Genomic DNA, 20,475 nt, shown 5'->3' with positions numbered 1-20,475 from the left:
GGTAGGCCGTGCCGTGCGCGCCTACGAAGGATGTCTCTAGGCAGGGAACAGCCAATCTTGCTGGACAACGATAAGGAATAAAGCCATGAAACAATTGCATCGAATCACCCGCACCGATGACTCTCACTGGGTAGGAGACGGCTTTCCGGTACGCACGCTGTTTTCCTACAACACGCCGGACGCCGAAGTGAGCCCGTTTCTGATGCTGGACTATGCAGGACCCGCCGATTTCCCAGCCGCATCGACACCCAGAGGCGTCGGCATGCACCCGCATCGCGGTTTTGAAACCGTCACCCTTCTTTATCAAGGTGAAGTCGAACATCATGATACCGCAGGCCATGGCGGCCTGATCGGCCCCGGCGATGTGCAATGGATGACTGCGGCAAAAGGTCTTCTGCATGAAGAGATGCACTCCCCCGCCTTTACCCGGCAAGGCGGCACCTTTGAAGCGATACAGCTTTGGGTCAACCTGCCCGCCCAATATAAAATGATTGAGCCGCACTATCAGTCCATCACCTCCGACCGGATTCCGGTGGTAAAGCTGGATGACGAAGGCAGTGTCGTGCGGGTGATTGCAGGATATTATCAAGGTCTTAAAGGGCCTGCGAACACCTATACTCCGATTAACTTATGGGAGCTGCGTCTACTGGCCGGGCAAACTGTTGAGCTTGATTTCCCAGAAAATTACACAACGCTGCTGTTTGCCTTGAAAGGCAGCGTAGAAATCAATAATTCTGCAACGATCAACGATGCCGAGCTGGCGTTTTTCGAACGCTTAGGCAAAACGATTACCCTGACCGCGCTCAAAGAGGCCACGCTGCTGATCATGAACGGGGAACCGATTGACGAACCGATAGCCGGTTACGGACCGTTTGTGATGAATACCAAGGAAGAAATCCGGCAAGCCATTGAGGATTTTGATGCCGGGCGCTTTAAGTCATAGCTAATGCCGAGTTGAATCGGTCATTTTATTGAGCCTCTCACATGCCTAACGGATTATTCGGGACACGAGGCCTGAAACTTCTTTGTCTCGTTTTGATGTTGACCGGCTGCAACCCTGAAAAACAGTGGCAATTGCAGGAGATTACCGGTCATCTGCCGGACCTGCGTTTCTCGCTGATATCCGATACCGGGCAACCCGTAACCGATCAAACCTATCACGGCTACCTGGTCATACTGTTTTTCGGTTTCACCAACTGTCAGGCGGAGTGCCCGACCGCCCTGTTCCGTTTGGCAAAAATAGTGCAGCGTTTGGGAGTTAATGCAAATCGCACCCGTATTCTATTTGTCACGCTGGACCCCGGTCGCGATACCCAACAAGCTTTGCACCGTTATGTAACGGCCTTCGATGGCGGACATGCGATTGGCTTGACCGGCACCGACAGCGAAATAGAAAATCTCGCAAAACGTTATCGGGCCGCTTATCGTCCTAAAAAACCGGATTCCGACGACATTGTTCACAGTGCTGCGGTTTATATTTTCGATACGCAAGGTCATGCGCGCTTGCTGGTAACGCCGGATGATACGATTGAAACGGTTGCGAACGATTTGCGGCATCTGCTGGATTCATTGAGGCTGTAGCTAAATGAACCTGCTGCAATGGCTCATCCCATGGGAAGCATCCTTTTCCATTGCCGTCGTAACGGCCGTTACAGCCATCATCTTTATCAGGGGCAGCCTGACATGTCAGCTCCTCTTTCGGCAAAAACTATACTTTGGGGCCGGGCTGTTATCCCTGTATGTTGTCACTCAAACTCAAATCGATTATTACGCTGAACATGAATTCTTTGTTCATCAGCTCCAAAGTCTCGTGCTCCATCATCTAGGGCCGTTTTTCATCGTACTGGCCCGCCCTAAAGACGCGCTGTCGGCAGGTTTCCCTACGGCGGGCAAGCGATTAATCCGATGGGTTTCGGGGCAAAAGCCGGTGCAATGTGCGGTTAAGCTATTATTCCATCCTGTCGCCGCCATTATTGTGTTCGTAGGCTTGCTTGCTTTCTGGCTGCTGCCGTCTGTCCACTTTATCGCAATGCTTGACTGGCGCATCTATCGCCTGATGAACTGGAGCATGGCTTTAAACGGCCTGATGTTTTGGGGGCTGGCGTTGAACCCTGATTTGATGCGATCTCCCGGTAGCCGCATCGCGATGATGCTGGCAGTGGTTCCGCCGCAAATCCTGATCGGCGCATTAATCTTTTTCACCCCGCACGAGCTGTACCCGATTTACACCCTCTGCGGACGCACATTCACCGGCATGAGTCCTGTAACAGACCAGCAAATCGGCGGTTTGATGCTCTGGATGAATGCGGCAATGATGAGCGTGGTCGGAATATTGATTGTGATACATAAGGAATTGCGCCAACCGATTAAATTTAATAACTGATGTTACACACTGTCCACGAAAAGCACGAAAGACACGAAAGACACGAAAAAATAGAGGGCCGTATGTTTCCCGGCTTACGGCATGCATCTTTCTAATCTTGACGATGGGCTTTACTTATTGTTCCTGTACCCGGTTTTTTTCGTGCTTTTTGTGCCTTTCGTGGACTACGCTTTTTTATTAGGTACATGCGTAACATTAGTTAAATAAAATAATTTGCACCACGAAGGCACGAAGAATTAAAACTTCGTGTCCTTCGTGTCTTCGTGGTGAATAAAAGGCTTTTATGAACAGTTATATTTACGGTTTCTTCCGCAGCGCACGCCGTAACGATGAGACCTGGCGCGTCGTCACCGGAGACGCCGCATTGCCCCAGCTATTGCGAATGAAGCTAAGCACCTCGGCGATCTCACTATCGGAAAACTTTTCCGCAAAACTCGGCATCTCCTGGGGTTCCGGTCCCCCTCTGGTTTGCGCAGTCTTGCTTCCTTCCAGCAGCAGACGGATCAGCGAGCTAGGATTTTCGGAAAGAACGATAGAATTCCCGGCGAGCTTCGGAAATTTGTCCGGTTCGCCCGTTCCGGTTACCTGATGGCATTTTGCACAGAATGATTGGTAAAGACCCGCACCGGGACGCTCCACTTCACCAGTTACCATTGCCGCCAAGGTTATCGCAACGGCCGGAGCGTCCGGTTTATAGCTAGCCTTTTCGCTGTAAGCGGGAAGCGATTTCAGGTAGCGCGCAATCGCATCCACATCGTCTTTATGAAAATATTGGGTGCTGTTTTCGATGACATCGACCATGCTGCCAAACGCCGCGACCTTTCCGCCGTGCCCCCTTTCCAGGAAGGCGGCGATGTCCGCCTCAGACCAACGCCCCAACCCGGAAGCGTAATCGCCCCTAAGATTCGCCGTAAACCAGTTGTCCACCAGTGCCCCGCTTAAATACGCCGGAGACGATTCCGCATAGGCCTTTTCCTGGAAGGCCAGACCGCGAGGCGTATGACAAGCGCCGCAATGGCCGAGCGACTGCACCAGATAAGCGCCGCGATTCCACTGCGCGTCGCGGTCATTTTGCGGTTTAAAGCGCTTATGTTTGACAAAAGCCGCATCCCAGAAAAACAGGCTCAAGCGTATATTGAAAGGGAAAGGCAGTTTCGTTTCGGGCGGCTTATGGTGGACAGCTTCCACCGCATTCATGAAATAAACATAAAGGGCATGAATATCGTCATCGGTAATAGCCGTGAACGACGGATAAGGCATTGCCGGATACAAGCGCCTGCCGCCCTTGGCAACGCCGTTTCGGACGGCGCGACTAAAATCATGCAAGCTGTAGTTGCCGATGCCGGTAACCGGGTCCGGCGTAATATTGGTCGAGTAAATTATCCCGAAAGGCGAATTGAGCGGCAGTCCGCCTGCAAACGGCGGGGATTGCGGCCCGGACGTATGGCAGGCTATGCAGTCCCCTACCCTGGCAAGATAAGCGCCCCGGCTAAGGTCTGCCGGGTCAACTTGCTGCGCCACGGCAAGGCCGGATAATAATGCCGCACCCATGCAGGTTACAAGCTTGACTGTCGCCCGGTTCAGGATACCCCTGAAGGCCATGACAATTAAACCCACGCGCTGCATGGCGACACCAACAAAATTGCACACATGTTGAATAGTGTCGCAACGATGAAGATGAAACTCGACATCGCGCCTAATTTCACTAAAAACCGATTCCGATTCCCACCAACCGGCTTAGCGTCAAACTGCCGCCATGAGGTCCATGCAACCAGCCCGGACAGGAGAGCTACCGTGAGGCAGGCAATGCCGATCGTCGCCAGCATGACGGGCAATCGTTCCCAGATCGGCGCAGACAGCGGCATCCGGTAGGGATAGCAGGCATAAGCGGCAAGCGGCTCGCTCAAAAACATCTGCGCTATCCACGCGACCGGCGCGCCGAACAGAGCTATCCCTATTCGCATCATGCTCATCCTGCCGGAAAGCTCAAGGGACGGATCGTGATTGAATGAACGGTTCATAGTCTGTTCTAGTAAAGGTAAGGCGTTAGATACAAAGTCGTAAATACAAACAGCCAGACCGCATCGACAAAGTGCCAATACAATCCGCCAATGGTCACGGCGGCATAACGTCTATCATCAAAATAACCGAGCGCAAGCCAAAGCAAAAGCACCATCAGGATAATCAGCCCCACGATCACATGAAGCATGTGAAATCCGGTGATGGTGAAGTACAGCGAGCCGTACAGATTCGAGGTCATATCGTAGGTAAGCTTGTTCCATTCATTAAGCTGAATGACGACAAAGCCAATGCCCAGCATGAGCGCCAACGCCATCGAGGCAAGGCTCCATCGCATCAGCCTGCGCTGGATGCAGCGCTCGCACGCCCAGACGAAACCACTGCTGGCGAGTAAGATCAAGGTATTTAAGCCCGGCATGAGCAGCACCGGCAAGCCATCAGGCGGCCAGTGCTGCTCCGATTGCGCGGCCAGGTAAAAGTAGGTAAACAGTAGATAGCCGAACAGGGAACCTTCGGTGACAATCAATGCCAGCACGCCCCACCAGCCGCCGGAGCGTTTGCCTTCGCTGCCCACAGGCAAGGCTTGGGCCGATTGTATTGCCTCAGACATGGGCGGCCTCCTTATCGCATTCGATGTCCGGCACGTGCTGGACCAGGGCTTTTCTCGGCCACATCCAGACAATCAGCGACAGACTGCAAGCCGCAGCCATCAGCACCGTAAAATCCCGCCAATGCAGCAGCAACCCGACGAAAACCAAGGCGCTAAACAACCCGAGAAAGAAAGGCGCATAGGAGTCGTCCGGCATTTTGAGAATGATGTCCGGCGTGGCATCAAGCGGCGTCGTGCCTATCGTTTCCCGCCCTTCCATCAGTAAATAGCCTTGTTCAAGGCTGGATCGGCCAGTGCCTTCACCAAGCCGATCCTCCCATAACGGATGGCGGCTGGCGACAAACGGAATAACCGCAAAGTTGTAAGCCGGGGGCGGCGATGGCACAGCCCATTCCAGCGTCGGCGCATCCCAGGGATTCGAAGTCGCCGGAACGCCGCGCTTCAAACTGACAAGGATGTTGACCAGAAATAGCAAAATACCGGCGGCGAAAACAAACGATCCGACCGATGTGAGCATGTTGACCGTCGTCCAGCCCATGTGCGGCGCATAGGTATAGATGCGACGCGGCATGCCCAGCAGGCCTGCCACATGCATCGGGAAGAAGCCCAGATTGAAGCCGATGAACATGACCCAAAAGCTCCATTTCCCTAGGAGACTGTCGGATTTAGCAGTGCAAAAAGTGTTAAAATAACCCTATCGAAACACCAAATCAAAAAACAAAAATGGCTACCCAATTCATCCTGATTGATCGCGATACCCCCTACATTCTGCCCCCGTGTGTTCAGGATTATTTGCCTGAAGATCATATGGCCCGTTTTGTTGTCGAGATTGTCGATCAACTGGATTTACGGACGCTATCAGCCGTCTATGCGGGCAAAGGAAAGCGCCCCTATCATCCGGCGATGCTGTTGGCGTTGCTGTTCTACGGTTACGCGACCGGCGTATTTTCCAGTCGCAAACTGGAGAAAGCCACTCATGACTCGATGGCCTTTAAATACATCTGCGCCAACGAAAACCCAGATCACGACACCATCAACAGCTTTCGCAAGCGCTTTGGCAAAGAGATCGAAAGCCTATTTGTCGAGATATTGGTACTTGCACAAACCTTGGGGCTGCTTAAGCTGGGTACGGTGAGCCTGGACGGCACCAAGATTAAAGCCAATGCCAGCAAGCATAAAGCCTTGAGCTGGGATTACGCCAATCAACTGGAAGCCCAGTTCAAACAGGAAGTTGAAACCTTGATGAAACTGGCTGAAGCCGCCGACAATTCCCCGCTTCCAGAAGACATGGATGTACCCAAGGAACTCAAACGCCGCCAAGACCGTTTAGCAGTGATTGCCAAAGCCAAACAGGAAATCCAGGCCCGTGCCAAGGCGCGTTACGCGCAAGAAAAGGCCGAGTATGACGAAAAGCAGGCTAAGCGTGAACAACACCTGAGTGAAACCGGCAAGAAAATGGGCGGCAAAGCCCCCCAAGCGCCTACCGATGCGCCTCAAGGTAAAGATCAAGTCAGCCTGACCGATGAAGAGTCCCGCATCATGCCGACCCCTAATGGTTTTGAACAAGCCTATAACGCCCAAGCCAGTGTTGATATTGCCACCCACCTGATCGTTGCTCATCACATCACCCAACACACCAACGACAAACAAGAAATCGAACCGGCCTTAGCCAAACTGGAACAGCTCCCGGAATGCTTGGGGAGTGTTGACAACCTGTTGGCCGACACCGGCTACTTCAGCCAAGCCAATGTAAAGGCGTGTGCTGATGCAAAGATAAAACCGTACATCGCCCAAAAGCGGCAAAGCCATAACCAAGCCCTTGACGCCCGGTTTCAGCATCAGCCGGAAATAGGCGAAAGCACCTTACCGCCGGTTGAGGCCATGACCCATCGCTTAACAACCAAAGCGGGCAAAGCACTCTACGGCAAGCGAAAATCTACTGTCGAAACCGTGTTTGGCATCATTAAACACGTCCAGGGATTCAGGCAATTCCAGCTTCGAGGCCTGGAATCCGTCCAAAGTGAATGGAATTTAGTCTGTATAGGCTGGAATTTAAAAAGAATGCATGTATTAAGAGGGTGAGAGAGGAAAAAGAGCATTGAGCTGCCCATAAAACAGAACTATGGGCATTAAAAATCCCAATAAACCACTTTTTTAAATTTTAATCGTGATTAAGTGGGGAGGCTCGCTCTATTAATCCGACAGCCTCCTAGCGCTTCATTCATCATCCGGCCGAAGAATTTGGGAAACCAGTAATAGATCCCGCCGACAACCGGAAACACATTGATGCCCAGCAACACGTAATGCAAGTGCGCGACGATGAAGTAGGTTTCGTTGAGCTGAAGATCCAGAGGCACGGCTGCCGTCATCACGCCCGAAAGTCCGCCGATCACAAACAGGATGACAAAACCGGCGAAAAACAGGAACGGCGTATTGAACACCGGGCGTCCCAGCCAAATGGTCGCCAGCCATGCGAACACCGCGACGGCGCTCGGGATCGAAATCACCATGCTCGCAGCGCTGAAAAACGACAGCGCAAGCGTCGGCAAACCGGTGGCGAACATGTGGTGTATCCAGACGCCAAAACCCAACAGCATGGTCGCCATGGTTGACAGCGCAACCGCCGAATACCCAACCAGCGGACGGCGGCAAAAGGTCGGCAAAGCGTCTGACACGATGCCCATGGCCGGAAGCACCACCGCATAAACCCAGGGATGACCGAACATCCAGAACAAGTGCTGCCACAGCAGCGGCTTACCGCCATTCAGCACATCGAAAAAATGCGTACCCACTTGACGGTCCAGCCACAGCAGAAAAAAGGCCAGACTGACCGAAGGCACGGCAAAAATATTGGCGACCGATGCGGTCAGCGTGCCCCAAACCAGGATCGGCACCCGGTCGATCGACATGCCGGGGGCGCGCATTCGAAATAACGTGACGATGAAATTGATAGCCCCGACGGTGGTGGAAATCCCCAGCAGCACCATGCCGAGCGCGTAAACGTCGATGTTGGGGCCGGTGTTGTACTCCAGCCCCGCAAACGGCACATAATTGAACCAGCCTGCGTTCGGCGCTTCTCCCAGCGGAAAGCTGGCGTAGAGAAAGATACCGGCAAACAGGAAAATCCAGTAAGAAAGAGCGTTAAGACGCGGGAACGCCATATCCCGGGAACCCAGCATTAACGGCCATAAATAGTTGGAAAAACCCGACAGTATCGGCAGCGAGTACAGAAAAATCATGGTCACGCCATGCATCGTGAACAGTTGGCTGTACTGCTCCGGCGTCAGCAGGGTTTGGTCCGGCCGTGCGAGTTGCAGACGCATGATCAGCGCCTCGACTCCGCCCATCAGCAAAAAAATAAAAGCGGTGACAAGGTAACGCATCCCTATGGTTTTATGGTCAACCGTCGACAACCAGCCGCGCCATCCGGGAGCCGATTCCCATAGTTCGGCGAGTCTTCTTTCGGCAGGCGATCCGATCGGCGCGAATCCCACCTCGGGGATACGAGAGAGGCTGACGTCAGGTGTACTTTGATCGACATCTTTCATGAGCGGCTCTCCTTAGTTAAGTGTCGATAAAAATGCCGACAGCGCGTTAAGCTCCGTCGCCGTTAGCGCCATGCTGGGCATGCGCGCACCCGGTTTCAGGTCCTGGGCATGAGTAATCCATTGCGCCAAATGATCCGGGGTATTGGTTAATAATCCGGCGGCAATCAGGCGGCGCGAGTTCAGATGCGTCAAGTCGGGTGCATGGGCGCCCACCGCTTCGGTTCCCCGGATGGCATGGCAACCGGCGCAACGATCCAGAAACAGACTTTTTCCCGCATTAATGCCGGCAGTCATTTCGGCTTCTCCTCGCTGGGCGTCTTGCCATGTCCTGAATTCATCCTCGCTTTGCGCAACAATCTCCAAACTCATGTGTGCATGCTGGACCCCGCAATATTGCGTACATTGCCCGCCATAAACGCCCTCGACATCGGCCTGGATCCATTGCTGATTGGCCAGACCCGGAATCATTTGGGTTTTTCCGGCCAGCATCGGCACCCAAAACGCATGAATCACATCTGCGCTTTTCAGCTTGACCAGAACAGGCTGACCGACCGGGATGTGGATCTCGTTTGCGGTCGCAAAGCTGCGGGTCGGATCATCATCTTCATACTCGACCTTCCACCACCAGTCGTACCCGGTGACAGTCAGCGTCAGCGCCGGGGCATGCGTGGGATTTGCGATCGCATTGAGCGTAATCAACGCATAAATAGCCAATGCAAACAAAATGCCGGTGGATATGCCGGTTCCGATATAAATCCAGGGCATCCCTTCATCTTCACGGCCAATTGAACGGGGATCTACAGCCGGGCGTTTACGAAACACAGCCCAAACCAGCAACAGCGCGATGCTGCTGAAGATTGCAATCAACAGCGCGGCAAACACCCATCCCAAAACCATCGTGGGCGTTGAGGCCGGACCGTAACTATGCAAAAAATAGTTAAGCGGAGCAACGTCGTTTTCAGATGATGCGGCGGAGGCAGGCGCAGCCGCGAGGATGCATAAAAAAAATGCGTAATTGCCCGCGACGCCATGGCGAAATCCGGATTCGGAGTTGTTCATTTATTTTTCCTGTCCCTATCCAAACGGTTGTTAGGCCGATTGCTTCTTCGCCACTTCCGCAACATGAGCGCCCTGGAAACGGGCGATTTTCAGTTCGTTCTCCGACGGTTGCCGACTACCGTCGACCCCGGCAAGCGTGCTCGCGCCATAGGGCGACCCGCCGGTGATTTCACTCATGTTCAGGATTTCCTGGCAGGAATAGGGAACGCCCACGATGATCATGCCCTGATGCAACAAGGTGGTATGAAACGAGGTAATCGTAGTTTCCTGTCCGCCATGCTGCGTGGCCGTGGATGTGAACACGCTGCCGACCTTGCCGATCAAGCTGCCGTTCAGCCACAACCGGCCGGTTCGGTCGAGAAAATTGCGCATCTGCGCGCACATGTTGCCGAAGCGTGTCGGCGTGCCGAAAATGATGGCGTCGTAGCCCGGCAACTCGTCCACCGTTGCGATCAATGCTTCCTGATCGAGTTTGGCTCCGGCCTTTCGCGCCACGTCTTCCGGCACCAGATCGGGCACGCGCTTGATGATGACCTCGGTGCCTTCAACGTTGCGCGCGCCTTCAGCCACCGTTTTCGCCATGGTTTCGATGTGGCCGTACATGCTGTAGTAAAGAACCAGAATTTTTGCCATAGTGTATCTCCTCATTGCCTACGGTCTTGCAGTGAGCCTGACGTAAAGCTAACCGCGCACGGCCAAGAAAACTAAATGGGCTTACGGCCGCGCGCCGGTTAAGCGTAATGTCATGCATTTATGTTGGCTATGAGCTACCGACAACTGGAGTGCAGGCTTCGCCTGCAAGCGCAAGCGAAGCCTGCACTCCCGTTACCTGCGTTGCTTTCAATACAGATAGCCTTTTATTTCACTCCGACCCCGGCTTATTCCGGCACAGGTCGGCAAACGCTTTAATCATGCGCCGCGAGCGGATGATGCTGCACGTATTCCTGGGCAATCGCTTCGGCAGGCGTCGGATCTCCTGCGACAGCGCGTTTGATCGCCAATTTAGTAGCTTCGTAATTCCAGTCCTGGATTTTATTGTTGTCCTTGGCATCCCAGTGGATAAAAACACCGACACAGATAAATATATCGCCTGCTTCTTCCAGCGGAATTACCCCCTCTTTGACGCTATCGACCACCGCCTTGGCCACGCCCCGTTCCGCCGGGCCGAACATTTGGGTTGCCTGTTTCTCGTTCTTGATTTCGACCTTGTTGAACATGACGGTATTAGGCTTAGCCATCAGATTGGGCGCGACCAGCGCCAGCAGGGAATTATCGCCCCGTTTTTGGTTGGTCAATGTGATACAAAATGCGAGTTCTGCGGCGCTGCCCCGAGGCCCCATGATCAGGTCGATATGGGCTAATTCATTACCCTCGCCTACCAGAGCTTCACCTACCAGTACTTTATCGATTTTTGGTATTTTCATGTTGTTTTCTCCTCTTGAGATTTCAAATCAATCAATTCTTGAATTCAAAAGACAGCCACTGATAACCAATGCAATAGCCGTCTAACGTAAAGCCAACCGGACGCGGATCACGAAAGCTCGAAAATGGTTGCATGCCGCGCTCCGGCCGAGCGCAATATTAAGCGTTTGATTTACTTCATCTCCATCAGGTCGCCCGCAGGGATAGCGCCGTCGGAACGGCCTTTAAGATAGACATACAAGTCATCAACGCCGTCGACCACAGTTTTGTTGCCACTGAACGAATACATGCTTCTATGTCCATCGATAATGACCTTCCGAAAATGTTCTTTAGTCTGGTTTTTCATGGTTTGAAGCAGATTCGGATTGCTCACGTTGCCTTCTCCAGTTGCTTCGTGACAGTTTCCGCACGCTTCCGTTCTGTAGATATTCCAGCCATTGAAAGCGGCTTTATCGACTTTGTGTCCTTCGACCTTATAAAGGGCCTGCGCAAAGACAGACTGACAGGGAAATAACATAAGGCCGCCGAGCATAACAACGGCCGACATAATTTTAAGTTTGCTATGAAATATCTTGTTCATTGTGACCTCTCATAAATCATAAGTCGCGCTCCAGCGCCGCCAAACACGGCCAAAGCCCGGAGAACTCTAAAATATAGCGTAGTGCGTATAACCTGTGACTTGAGCCATGAAAGACTCAGCCGTATCAGGCTCCGCAGCGCTAACGTCTATCGGCGGGAATATATGAAACATGGGTGATTTGAATAATGTAAAACCGATATATCCACACCTTGAAATTTATAACATGCGCGTAAAATCAATAACATTCGTATCACTACCTATCAACATTGATGCGCTTCTATTAAGGACTCCATCAATAATAACTTCCGCTTAGGGTTCCCACGCTCTGCGCTCATCTTTATACACAAGTCTATCGAAGAGCGTCATTTCGATATGGACGCTGGAATGGCGGGCTCGGATGTAGGCCGGAATAAGGCCATCCAAGCGCATCGCGCGAGGTGGCGTTTCCGGCAAGTTCGTGAGGAGTTTGCCGGAAACGCCAGTTCTCACTATCGCTCGAACCGGCTTATTCCGGCCTACTTCGAGATGTGTATAAAGACGAGCGCTCTGCGTGGGAACCCGGTCAGGGCCTCTCCAGCGCCCCGAACCACAGAGCGGTTCAGGCTGCATTCCCACGCAGAGCGCTCGCCGTTATACATAAGTATTGAAAAGCACGTCATCCCGGCAGGGATTCATGTCAGGCTATCCTGCCTGACACCCTTTGGGTTAATGCAAATCCGTTCCAGACGGATTTGTGCCGGGATCCAGGCTACATGGACGTACACAGCTCGCCATCCATGGCACTGGATACCCGCTTCGGCGGGTATGACGAGTTACCCAGACACTTGTGTATAACGACGAGCGCAGAGCGTGGGAACCATGAGTTTATATTTCGAGACGTTATTACCGACCATATCCTAAACGCCTGCTTATTCCGCGCCTTCAATCAGTATCAAACTCATAGTTAAGTTTTATTCTTTGCGATGTACCGGTCTGGGTTTCAACATTAAAGGTCTTGGTCAGCTTGCGTTTTAATACCAATACGGCTTGTTTATTAAACAGGCCGACCTTGGTGCCCACATAGAAATCCGGTGTCAGGTATTGCCCTACCGTAGCCAGTGTATCTTGCAGCGTTTTTCCTTCTTGAACTTCAAATTCGTCCACGCCCAGTTTGTCGGAAAGCCAGGATAACTTGCCTGAACCGTAAGATAACGCGGCAGCGGCAACCCTGTTGCCTTCCGATTTGCTGACCTCTTCTAACGGGCCGCCGGTAATCAAATAGGCCAGCACTTCTTCTTCCGGTAGGGCCGGTTCCGAAGACAGACGCGTTTGCGGCGTATCCAGCGGGCCGGTCAGGTTCAGAATAGCGGTAACCTCTTTGCTTTTTGAAACGCGTATGGCTTCCACGTCCAGCCAGGGCTTATCGACCGGGCCGTTAAACAGGAAACGCCCTTTACGCACGGTAAGATCCTGTCCGTAGCTTTTATAACGCGCCTTATTCATGTCGATGCTGCCGTACATCGCCGTTGTTTCTCCTGTTTTGGTCATCTTCAATTTGCCGGACAAGTCGGTCTTCAGCCCTTGCCCTGAAAAGCTGACCTGTTTGCCGAGTTCGATGTCTAACTCCGCATCGATTTGGGGTGCTGACGTAGCGTTTGGCTCGGCTTTTTGTTCGCCGAGAATCACTTCATCGCTGCTGACTTTTACTGTATTTTCGGGAAGCTGCGGAAGCTGCAAGACGGCTTTGGGGATTTTTAAGGTGCCGGTCACTTTTCCTTGCTGCCCGGCAAACGCGCCTTTTAACTCCGGCGAAACGGCTATTTGAGCGTCCGGCAATTTGGCGACTTCAAAATCCGTTCCGCTCAGCGTCAAGTCTGCTGTGCCTTGCAGACTTGAAAAACCATCGAGCTTAACAAAACCTTGCCCGGATTTTGCAAAGCCGCTTAGCTGAATACGTTCGGCATTATCGGCGGACGAAACAGCCTCTAGCCTGATGTCGCGAAGTTCCAGCCCTAACTCAGCAAGATCGACAGATCCGTCGCTGAAACGCACTACTCCGTTAACCAGCGGTTTGTCGGTGCTGCCTTGTAAGGTCAAATCCGCGTTAAGCTTGCCTTTGATGTTCGACAACTGCGGAACAAAAGGATTCAACAGCGCAAAGTTAAGCATTGATGCCGTTACCTGCCCGGACAGGCTTTGAGTCTTGCCGGTATCCAGTTGCAGCTGACCGCGCAGATAATCCTGTCCCGTCAGCGCCAGATCTACGTCGGCTGAAACCGTCGTCTCTTTCAGCTTGCCCGATAATGACGACGAGCCCAAGGTAAGTTCAGTCGAGCCTTGCTGAGTCCGAAACAGAATCTTTGCGTTAGCGGGCATAGCCACCCGGAAAGTGCCGTTAAGCGAACCCTTTTCCCGCTGCATGTCCGCATCGGCATTGATGATGCCTTTTAACTTTGTCTGCTCGGGTAAGTAGGCTTGCATCAGGCTTAGCGGTAAGGCCGTGGCGTTAACTTGAAAGCGGAAGTCGCCGTTGGCAGGATAATGTCCCTGCGCACAAAGAGCGGCCTGTTGCTGAACCAGGCAGGCTTTCGCCAGCGTCGCATCCACTCCGGCGGGGCTTTGCGCTATGCGAATAGTCAGATCATTCGTAAGCCGCCAGCGGCCGGAATCGCGGGTATTCAAATCCAGTTTGGAAAAATCGCCCAGCCACACCCCGGCCTTGTAACTGCCTATCAGCACGGTTGATGCATCACCGTAAGACGAGTTGATGTCGGCTTTAAAATGATGTTGCTCAAGCGTACCCAAGCCGTCAACCCGCAGTGTTGCAATTTGCAGGGTGCCGGTTTGGATGCCGCTTGCGGACAACCGTATTTTAGAGGTCAGTTTTGTATCGGCTTGATAATCGATATTGACGGCCGCCTGCTCGGCGCGGTATCCGGCAAAATGCAGACGCTTGCCGTCAGCCTGAAATTTTACCGAAGGATTCTTCCACGCGCCCTGCAAACGCCCTTCCCCTTTCAAGCTTCCGCCCAGATTCGGCCATAACGATTCCAAGGCCGGGGCGTCGATTGCGACAACAAGCGCGGCTTGCTGCTGTCCCAGCGTACCGTTAACGGCAATTTTATTTGCTCCCGAAACGATCCGCAGGGCATCGACCTTGAGCTGCTCGCCTGCCAAAGCCAGCTTGCCGTCTGCGCTAACCGGATAGCCGCGCAACTTGCCGGACAGCTTGTTAATCTCGGCATCCAGCTGTAACGCGTCCCCGGCCAGCTGGCCTTTAAGATGGGTGCTGAAGGTCAGGCTGCCGGGAAGCTCGGGCAACAGGATGGCGGGATTAAAATTTTGCCCGCTTGCGCTAAGGTCGAAAACCGTCGCGTCTTTCCAGGACACAGCGCCGTCGACCTGGAATGTCCCTGCCGTTGAGTTGAGTTCCAGTTTTTCAATAGACAAGGCATCCATGCTGCCGTTGCCTTTAAACGCCAAATGGGCTTTCGGCAAAGTCGGCTGGGTTAACTGTGCGTCCAATACAAGCTGATAATCGCTGAGCAAACCGGTCAACTCAACAGATCCTTGTTCGCTGGTCATCTGCGGTTTGCCGCCACTCAGCGGCCAATTAAGCTGTTGCCAATCGCCGTGCGCGGTTATACGCGGCGCATCCTGCAAATCATCCAGACTGCCTTTCAAAGCTGATTTGAACGGCGATGACAACCGATTGTCGAAAACCAGCTGATGCATGTCGCCGTTGACCGTGGCTGTCGCTTGCCATAAACCGTAATCTGCTGTTGTGACCTGCCAATCGGCAGTCAAACTGAATGGAAACCCCTTGCCCAAGCCCATTTGTCCTTTTGCCGTTGCAACTCCCGGTTTGGCATTAACATCCAGCGAGACGATATTAAGTCGACCGTGTTCGGTAAATGCCGACAAGTGCAGTTTTTCCAGTTGTTGGACTTGCTCGCCTTGCTGAAAGGTTAGATCCGTCAACAGCAGGTTTTCAAGCACGATTTGCACCGGCAACCGTAGTTCGGCATTAAGGTCGAAACCGCTTTCTTCCGCAGGCGGTGTTGTTTCGGTCAGGCTGATGTTTACCCCTTCCATGGTCATATCGACAATTTTTAAAGTGCCCGAGAACAATTTGGAAGGTTGCCAAACGAACACCAGTTTTTTAACGGCGACCGTTCCCGTATCGCTTTTATAGATCAGATCAGTGAGCACAATACGTTCAAGTATCCGGCCATCAATGGTTTTAACTGAAGCCTGTATCGGTAAACTTGAGAAAATCGTCTGCAACAGCCAGCGGCTGCCGGTTATGCTGTTCATCAACCCGAGCAAACCGACAGGCGTCATCAGCACCAGAATCAAACTAATCAGAAGAATACGTTTCTTCATCTTAAAAACCGCGCCGGGTTCGCGAAAACACGATTCTCGCTCGCCGCTGTTCCCGGCTTGGAGGCCTCTGCTGTAGGGCGTGCCGCGCGCGCCTTAAGGCTTTGGATACGGTCGGTAATAGCTTCATGAAACATAAACTCCATCGTTCCCACGCTCTGCGTGGGAATGCAGCCTGAACCGCTCTGCGCTTCGGGACGCTGAAACATCCCTGACCGGGTTACCACGCAGAGCGCTCGTCTTTTATACACATCTCGAAGTAGGCCGGAATAAGCCGGTTCGAGCGATAGCGAGAACTGGCGTTTCCGGCAAACTCCTCACGAACTTGCCGGAAACGCCACCTCGCGCGATGCGCTTGGATGGCCTTATTCCGGCCTACATCCGAGCCCGCCATTCCAGCGTCCATATCGAAATGACGCTCTTCGATAGACTTGTGTATAAAGATGAGCGCAGAGCGTGGAAACGAGGGTATCTCGCAAACACTTATGTATAACGATGAGCGCAGAGCGTGGGAACCATAAGCGGAAGTTATTATTGATGGAGTCCTTAAGGCGCGCGCGGCGCGCCCTACCGATGCAATGCCGCATCTCGCTGAATATTTTCGTGCTTTTCGTGTCTTTCGTGGACAAACTGCTTTTTCCGCATTCATAGCCGTGCCCCCGCGGCAAAATGGATTTGAAACGAGGAATCCGATTCGCTCAACGGCAAGGCGAAATCCAGCCGAATCGGACCGATAGGCGAATACCACCTGACGCCCAAACCCACGCCGGTTTTAATGCTGATATGATCCAGATTATAAGCGTTACCGCCGTCGATAAAGGCCGCGACACCCCAGTCATCAAGCACGGCCTGTTCGTATTCCGCGCTGACTACGCTTAAGAACTTGCCGCCGACCACATTGCCCAAATTATCCTTAGGCCCCAGTTCTTTATAAGCGTAGCCGCGTATGCTGTTCATACCGCCGGCATAAAACCGGTACGAGGTCGGCAGCCTCTCGAATTGGTCGACCAGCGTTGCGCCTTGCTCGGTTCGGGCAATCAATTTGCCGCTCCAGGGTAACGGGTGTATCCATACCGCGGATGCCGAACCCTGCGCAAAACTGACATCGGAGATTGGATTTTTATAGCTACCGGCCAGGTTAAACTCCAGGCGATGGCCTCGGGTGGGGCGCAGTGCGTTATCGGAAACAGAACGCAGCCAACTGCCGCCCGGCACTAACAAAAGCACCTGATTTGAGATTGTGCCGGTACTAAAGTCTTCGTAGACGGAGTCGATAAACAGCGTCTGCTTCCAACCGCTGTCGAAATCGTGTTTCAAGCGCGCGGAAAGTTTGCCCGACAGGGACTTATAAGTGTCGGTATCTTCTCGCTTGAGCCCGCCGCCGAAGCTGAAGAAATCGCCGGCCGGGTTGTCCAACGGTACGGTGTATTCAACATCCGCCGTTGACAGCACCGGTGAAAGATCGATATTGGCGTTAAGAAAATGGCCCCGGCGATTCAATCGGCGGTTTTTATACGAAGCATTCAGCAACGGCCCGATGTCGGTGTCGAAACCTACGCCGAAGCCGTAATGATGGATTTTTTCAGGGTACAGTTTAACGGTGACGGGGACTCGCTTTGGGTCGACATAAGCGGTATCGGGGCGTATCTCCACGCTCTTGAAATAGCCGCTTTTTGACAGCGCATTATGCGTTTTAGCCAGTTGCTCGCCGGAATAAAAATCGCCGCTTTTGATGGTAATGAATTTACCGACAAACTCGGGATTCAAAATATCCTGTTCGACAATAACGTCACCAAACACCCTGCGTTTTCCGGTATCAAAGACCAGCTTGATGTGCGCCTTGTTGGCGGCTTTATCGATGAGCAGTTTTTTTTCCGGAAACGAGGCTTGCAAATAACCTCTTTCCAATGCCAGCGATTCAAGCCGACTCTTCATCTTTTCGTATTGATCGTGGCGCAAAGGCTTACCGGTTGCGGTTAGCAGCGTATTACGCAGTTTTTGAAATTCAGGGTCGTCGCGGGCATCGCCAATGAGGTTGATAGCGATGTCGGCAACGATGGTCTGCGGGCCGGAATCAAGCGTAAAGTCCGCCTGCCAACATTCAGTATTGAAAGCCAATGATTTTTTGATGACGGGATGGTAATAACCCAAAGCCCGCAAAGCCTGGGATATTTCTTCATCGGCTTTGTCAAACAAGCCGCGTATTTTCCATTCCGGCGATGCGCATTTTTCTTCCGAAAGCGACAGCATGAGCTGAACATTTTTTTTGGCTTCGCTTTCAAGTCCGGTGACAGAGACTTTTGCATCAACGCCGGGGGCAGCTAAATACAGCAGTATGAATAGCACAACGCTGAGGCTTGCAGGAATTAATCGCATTCTAGTTATCCGAAGATATTTGGTCCTGCATGTATAGATACTCTGCGCGTATCATTGAATGCTGAAAGGTACGCACAGCGCACCTTACGAGGCTATCAGGCCGATCATTTCTTGGCTTCCTTCAAGTAAAAAATGACTGACCAAGGACTTAAACTGCCTTGTCTCAAGTTCTTCTTAACCTTGGAATCGCTGGCAAACAACACCTCACCGTTACCTGGACAGTCAACCTTTGCCGATTCACTGCCCAGATTGGCCGCCAGCATTAAAGTCGATCCGTCGTTCAAGCGCCATTGCACGCTTATTGCCCGGTCATCCAAAACCCGGTACTGGGCTGATCCTGGGGCCATTGCCTTTAGCCTTGGGCTTATCTGACGGTGACGAATACGCAATAACTCCCGGTGATAGTCGAACCATTGTTGATGCGGCTCCCGTTCTAATTCGTCCCATGCAAGCTTGGCCGCTTGATAGGTTTCAATGGCATTGGGTAACGGTATTTTTCGGCGCATTTCAACATCGTTAAACGCCGCGAGCTTGGCGAATCCCTGTAATCGCCCCTCGTTCACTTTCTCGCCCAACGCTTCGGGAAAATCCACAAAGTAGGTGAATGGCTGGCTACAGGCCCACTCCTGCCCCATAAACAGCAAGGGTGGCGACGGCGACAGCAATAATATCGCTGTCGCCGCTCGCAGGGCTTCCGGTGGGCAAAGATTTGAGATGCGCTCGCCCAATGCCCGGTTGCCTACCTGGTCATGATTTTGTAAAAAGGAGACGAAAGCCGTCAATGGCAAATCCGAACAGGACTCGCCCCGATGTTTTCCGTCCCGATAAGCGGAGACTTCGCCCTGATAAGCGAAACCTTCGGTTAAACAACGACCCAGTTGGTGGATAGGCTGCTGACTATAATCCCGGTAATAACCGGTACTTTCCCCGGTTAACAGGACATGCAGGGCATGATGCATATCGTCATTCCATTGCGCATCGAAATAACGCTGCGGCAAGGAGGGATCGTGCCTTAAATAACGGGCGGCATTATTGTCGTTTTCCAGCACCAAATAGACATGGCGATCGTATCCAGGCCCCAGCCGAACCGCTTCGGCCAGTTCTTCCAGAATATCCGGAGACGAGTCATCGAAAATGGCATGTGCGGCATCGAAGCGCAAACCGTCGAAATGATATTCCTCCAGCCAATACAGAGCATTGTGGATAAAAAACCGACGCACCCAATGACTCTGTTCAGGATGGAAATTAATGGCATCGCCCCAGGGCGTATGAAAACGGTCGGTAAAAAATTCCGGCGCGTACAAATGCAGGTAATTGCCTTCCGGGCCGAAATGGCTGTACACCACATCGTTAAAGACCATCAGGCCTTTGGCGTGAGCGGTTTCAATCAGGTCTTTAAGCTCATCGGGCGTACCGTAACGGCTGTCAGGCGCAAACGGCAACACGCCGTCGTAGCCCCAATTATGGCGACCGGGAAAATCGGCAATGGGCATCAACTGGATTGCAGTCACGCCCAAATCGACCAGATAATCCAGACGTTCCTTTACCCCGGCAAAAGTGCCTTGTTCAGTAAAGGTGCCCACATGCAGCTCATAAAACACCGCCTCTTCCCAGGGCCGTCCTTTCCAGGCCGCGTCATGCCATTGCCATGAATCGGGATCGATAATTTGACTGGAGCCCTCGACGTCCTGCGGCTGATAGCGGGATGCAGGATCGGGCACATAGCGCCTGCCATCGATCCGGTACTGGTAATAAAATCCGCTACCGGCGAGTCCGGTCGTAATGCCGTACCAGCCACCGGCTTCCGCCGCCATGGTCAAGCTGATTTCGGGCGCATGCCCTTGCAGGCACAATTCAACCTTATCGGCTCCAGGCGCCCATAATCGAAAACTGACCCTGCCGTCATCCAGTATATGAGTTCCGAAAGGCATGGGATGGCAGCGATGTACGGTTGGCATAGGAATATTCTCTGTAGGGCGTGCCGTGCGCGCCTTGGTTTGGCTTTGATTTCTCTAAGGCGCGCAACATGGCGCGCCCTGCTCACTACCACCTCGTCACGGTCATCCAGTTAAGACACGTTCATCTATTTTCACGGGCAATGCGTAACATCAGTTAG

At 52.7% G+C, this 20,475-nt stretch carries 15 protein-coding genes and 1 pseudogene; 4 read left to right on the top strand and 12 right to left on the bottom strand.

Annotated elements, in window-relative coordinates; translation table 11 throughout:
* Positions 1–85 precede the first annotated feature (85 nt).
* Genes METTU_RS01275 through METTU_RS01265 form a run of 3 tightly spaced genes read left to right on the top strand, consistent with a single transcriptional unit; the run spans position 86 to position 2,383 of the window.
* Positions 86–943 (top strand): pirin family protein, encoded by an 858-nt coding sequence (locus tag METTU_RS01275; RefSeq protein WP_006889483.1) that lies wholly within the window; start codon positions 86–88, stop codon positions 941–943.
* Between the two features lie 41 nt (positions 944–984).
* Entirely contained in the window at positions 985–1,581 is a 597-nt protein-coding gene (locus tag METTU_RS01270; protein ID WP_006889482.1) for an SCO family protein, read from the top strand.
* Between the two features lie 4 nt (positions 1,582–1,585).
* A complete protein-coding gene (locus tag METTU_RS01265) occupies positions 1,586–2,383 on the top strand; it encodes a cytochrome c oxidase assembly protein (RefSeq protein ID WP_006889481.1) in 798 nt (265 codons plus the stop codon).
* Between the two features lie 297 nt (positions 2,384–2,680).
* On the opposite strand, the gene METTU_RS01260 is transcribed toward METTU_RS01265, so the two are convergent.
* The 4 genes and pseudogenes from METTU_RS01260 to METTU_RS01245 form a co-directional block, all read right to left on the bottom strand.
* Positions 2,681–4,033 carry a cytochrome c gene (locus tag METTU_RS01260; protein ID WP_254257800.1) on the bottom strand — a complete coding sequence of 451 codons (1,353 nt, stop codon included), beginning with the start codon at positions 4,031–4,033 and terminating at the stop codon, positions 2,681–2,683.
* Positions 3,991–4,350, bottom strand: coding sequence for a hypothetical protein (locus METTU_RS01255; protein WP_254257799.1), 360 nt, complete (start codon positions 4,348–4,350; stop codon positions 3,991–3,993). Before METTU_RS01255 ends, METTU_RS01260 begins: the two co-directional genes overlap by 43 nt.
* A gap of 62 nt (positions 4,351–4,412) precedes the next feature.
* The gene (locus METTU_RS01250; RefSeq protein WP_006889478.1) at positions 4,413–5,012 is read right to left on the bottom strand and encodes a cytochrome c oxidase subunit 3; all 600 of its coding nucleotides are present in this window, start codon (positions 5,010–5,012) and stop codon (positions 4,413–4,415) included.
* A pseudogene (locus METTU_RS01245) lies at positions 5,005–5,667 on the bottom strand (cbb3-type cytochrome c oxidase subunit I); the annotation flags it as partial. The gene METTU_RS01250 and the pseudogene METTU_RS01245, both read right to left, overlap by 8 nt.
* Before the next feature lie 68 nt (positions 5,668–5,735).
* Here METTU_RS01245 and METTU_RS01240 point away from each other — a divergent pair.
* Positions 5,736–7,094, top strand: coding sequence for an IS1182 family transposase (locus tag METTU_RS01240; protein ID WP_006889238.1), 1,359 nt, complete (start codon positions 5,736–5,738; stop codon positions 7,092–7,094).
* 89 nt (positions 7,095–7,183) lie between these two features.
* Here METTU_RS01240 and METTU_RS01235 read toward each other — a convergent pair whose 3' ends face one another.
* The 8 genes from METTU_RS01235 to treZ all read right to left on the bottom strand — a co-directional run bounded on the left by METTU_RS01235 (position 7,184) and on the right by treZ (position 20,317).
* Positions 7,184–8,560, bottom strand: a complete 1,377-nt coding sequence (locus METTU_RS01235; RefSeq protein WP_254257798.1) for a cbb3-type cytochrome c oxidase subunit I — start codon at positions 8,558–8,560, stop codon at positions 7,184–7,186.
* Positions 8,561–8,572: 12 nt separating this feature from the next.
* The gene (locus METTU_RS01230; RefSeq protein ID WP_006889477.1) at positions 8,573–9,619 is read right to left on the bottom strand and encodes a cytochrome c oxidase subunit II; all 1,047 of its coding nucleotides are present in this window, start codon (positions 9,617–9,619) and stop codon (positions 8,573–8,575) included.
* A 30-nt stretch (positions 9,620–9,649) separates the two neighbouring features.
* Positions 9,650–10,252 carry an NAD(P)H:quinone oxidoreductase gene (gene wrbA / locus METTU_RS01225; protein WP_006889476.1) on the bottom strand — a complete coding sequence of 201 codons (603 nt, stop codon included), beginning with the start codon at positions 10,250–10,252 and terminating at the stop codon, positions 9,650–9,652.
* 272 nt (positions 10,253–10,524) lie between these two features.
* The gene (fae, locus tag METTU_RS01220) at positions 10,525–11,043 is read right to left on the bottom strand and encodes a formaldehyde-activating enzyme (protein WP_006889475.1); all 519 of its coding nucleotides are present in this window, start codon (positions 11,041–11,043) and stop codon (positions 10,525–10,527) included.
* Positions 11,044–11,213: 170 nt separating this feature from the next.
* Positions 11,214–11,621: a c-type cytochrome gene (locus METTU_RS01215; RefSeq protein ID WP_006889473.1), complete on the bottom strand. Its 408-nt coding sequence runs from the start codon at positions 11,619–11,621 to the stop codon at positions 11,214–11,216.
* A gap of 921 nt (positions 11,622–12,542) precedes the next feature.
* Positions 12,543–15,986, bottom strand: coding sequence for a translocation/assembly module TamB domain-containing protein (locus tag METTU_RS01210; protein ID WP_006889471.1), 3,444 nt, complete (start codon positions 15,984–15,986; stop codon positions 12,543–12,545).
* A 642-nt stretch (positions 15,987–16,628) separates the two neighbouring features.
* Positions 16,629–18,359, bottom strand: coding sequence for an autotransporter assembly complex protein TamA (locus METTU_RS01195; protein WP_006889469.1), 1,731 nt, complete (start codon positions 18,357–18,359; stop codon positions 16,629–16,631).
* A gap of 104 nt (positions 18,360–18,463) precedes the next feature.
* Positions 18,464–20,317 carry a malto-oligosyltrehalose trehalohydrolase gene (gene treZ, locus METTU_RS01190; RefSeq protein WP_006889468.1) on the bottom strand — a complete coding sequence of 618 codons (1,854 nt, stop codon included), beginning with the start codon at positions 20,315–20,317 and terminating at the stop codon, positions 18,464–18,466.
* Positions 20,318–20,475: the final 158 nt, after the last annotated feature.

This window comes from Methylobacter tundripaludum SV96 (assembly GCF_000190755.2).
GTDB classification, from domain to species: Bacteria; Pseudomonadota; Gammaproteobacteria; order Methylococcales; family Methylomonadaceae; genus Methylobacter_A; species Methylobacter_A tundripaludum.
Note: the sequence above shows the minus strand (reverse complement) of the source record. Positions and strands in the feature narration are given on the sequence as shown.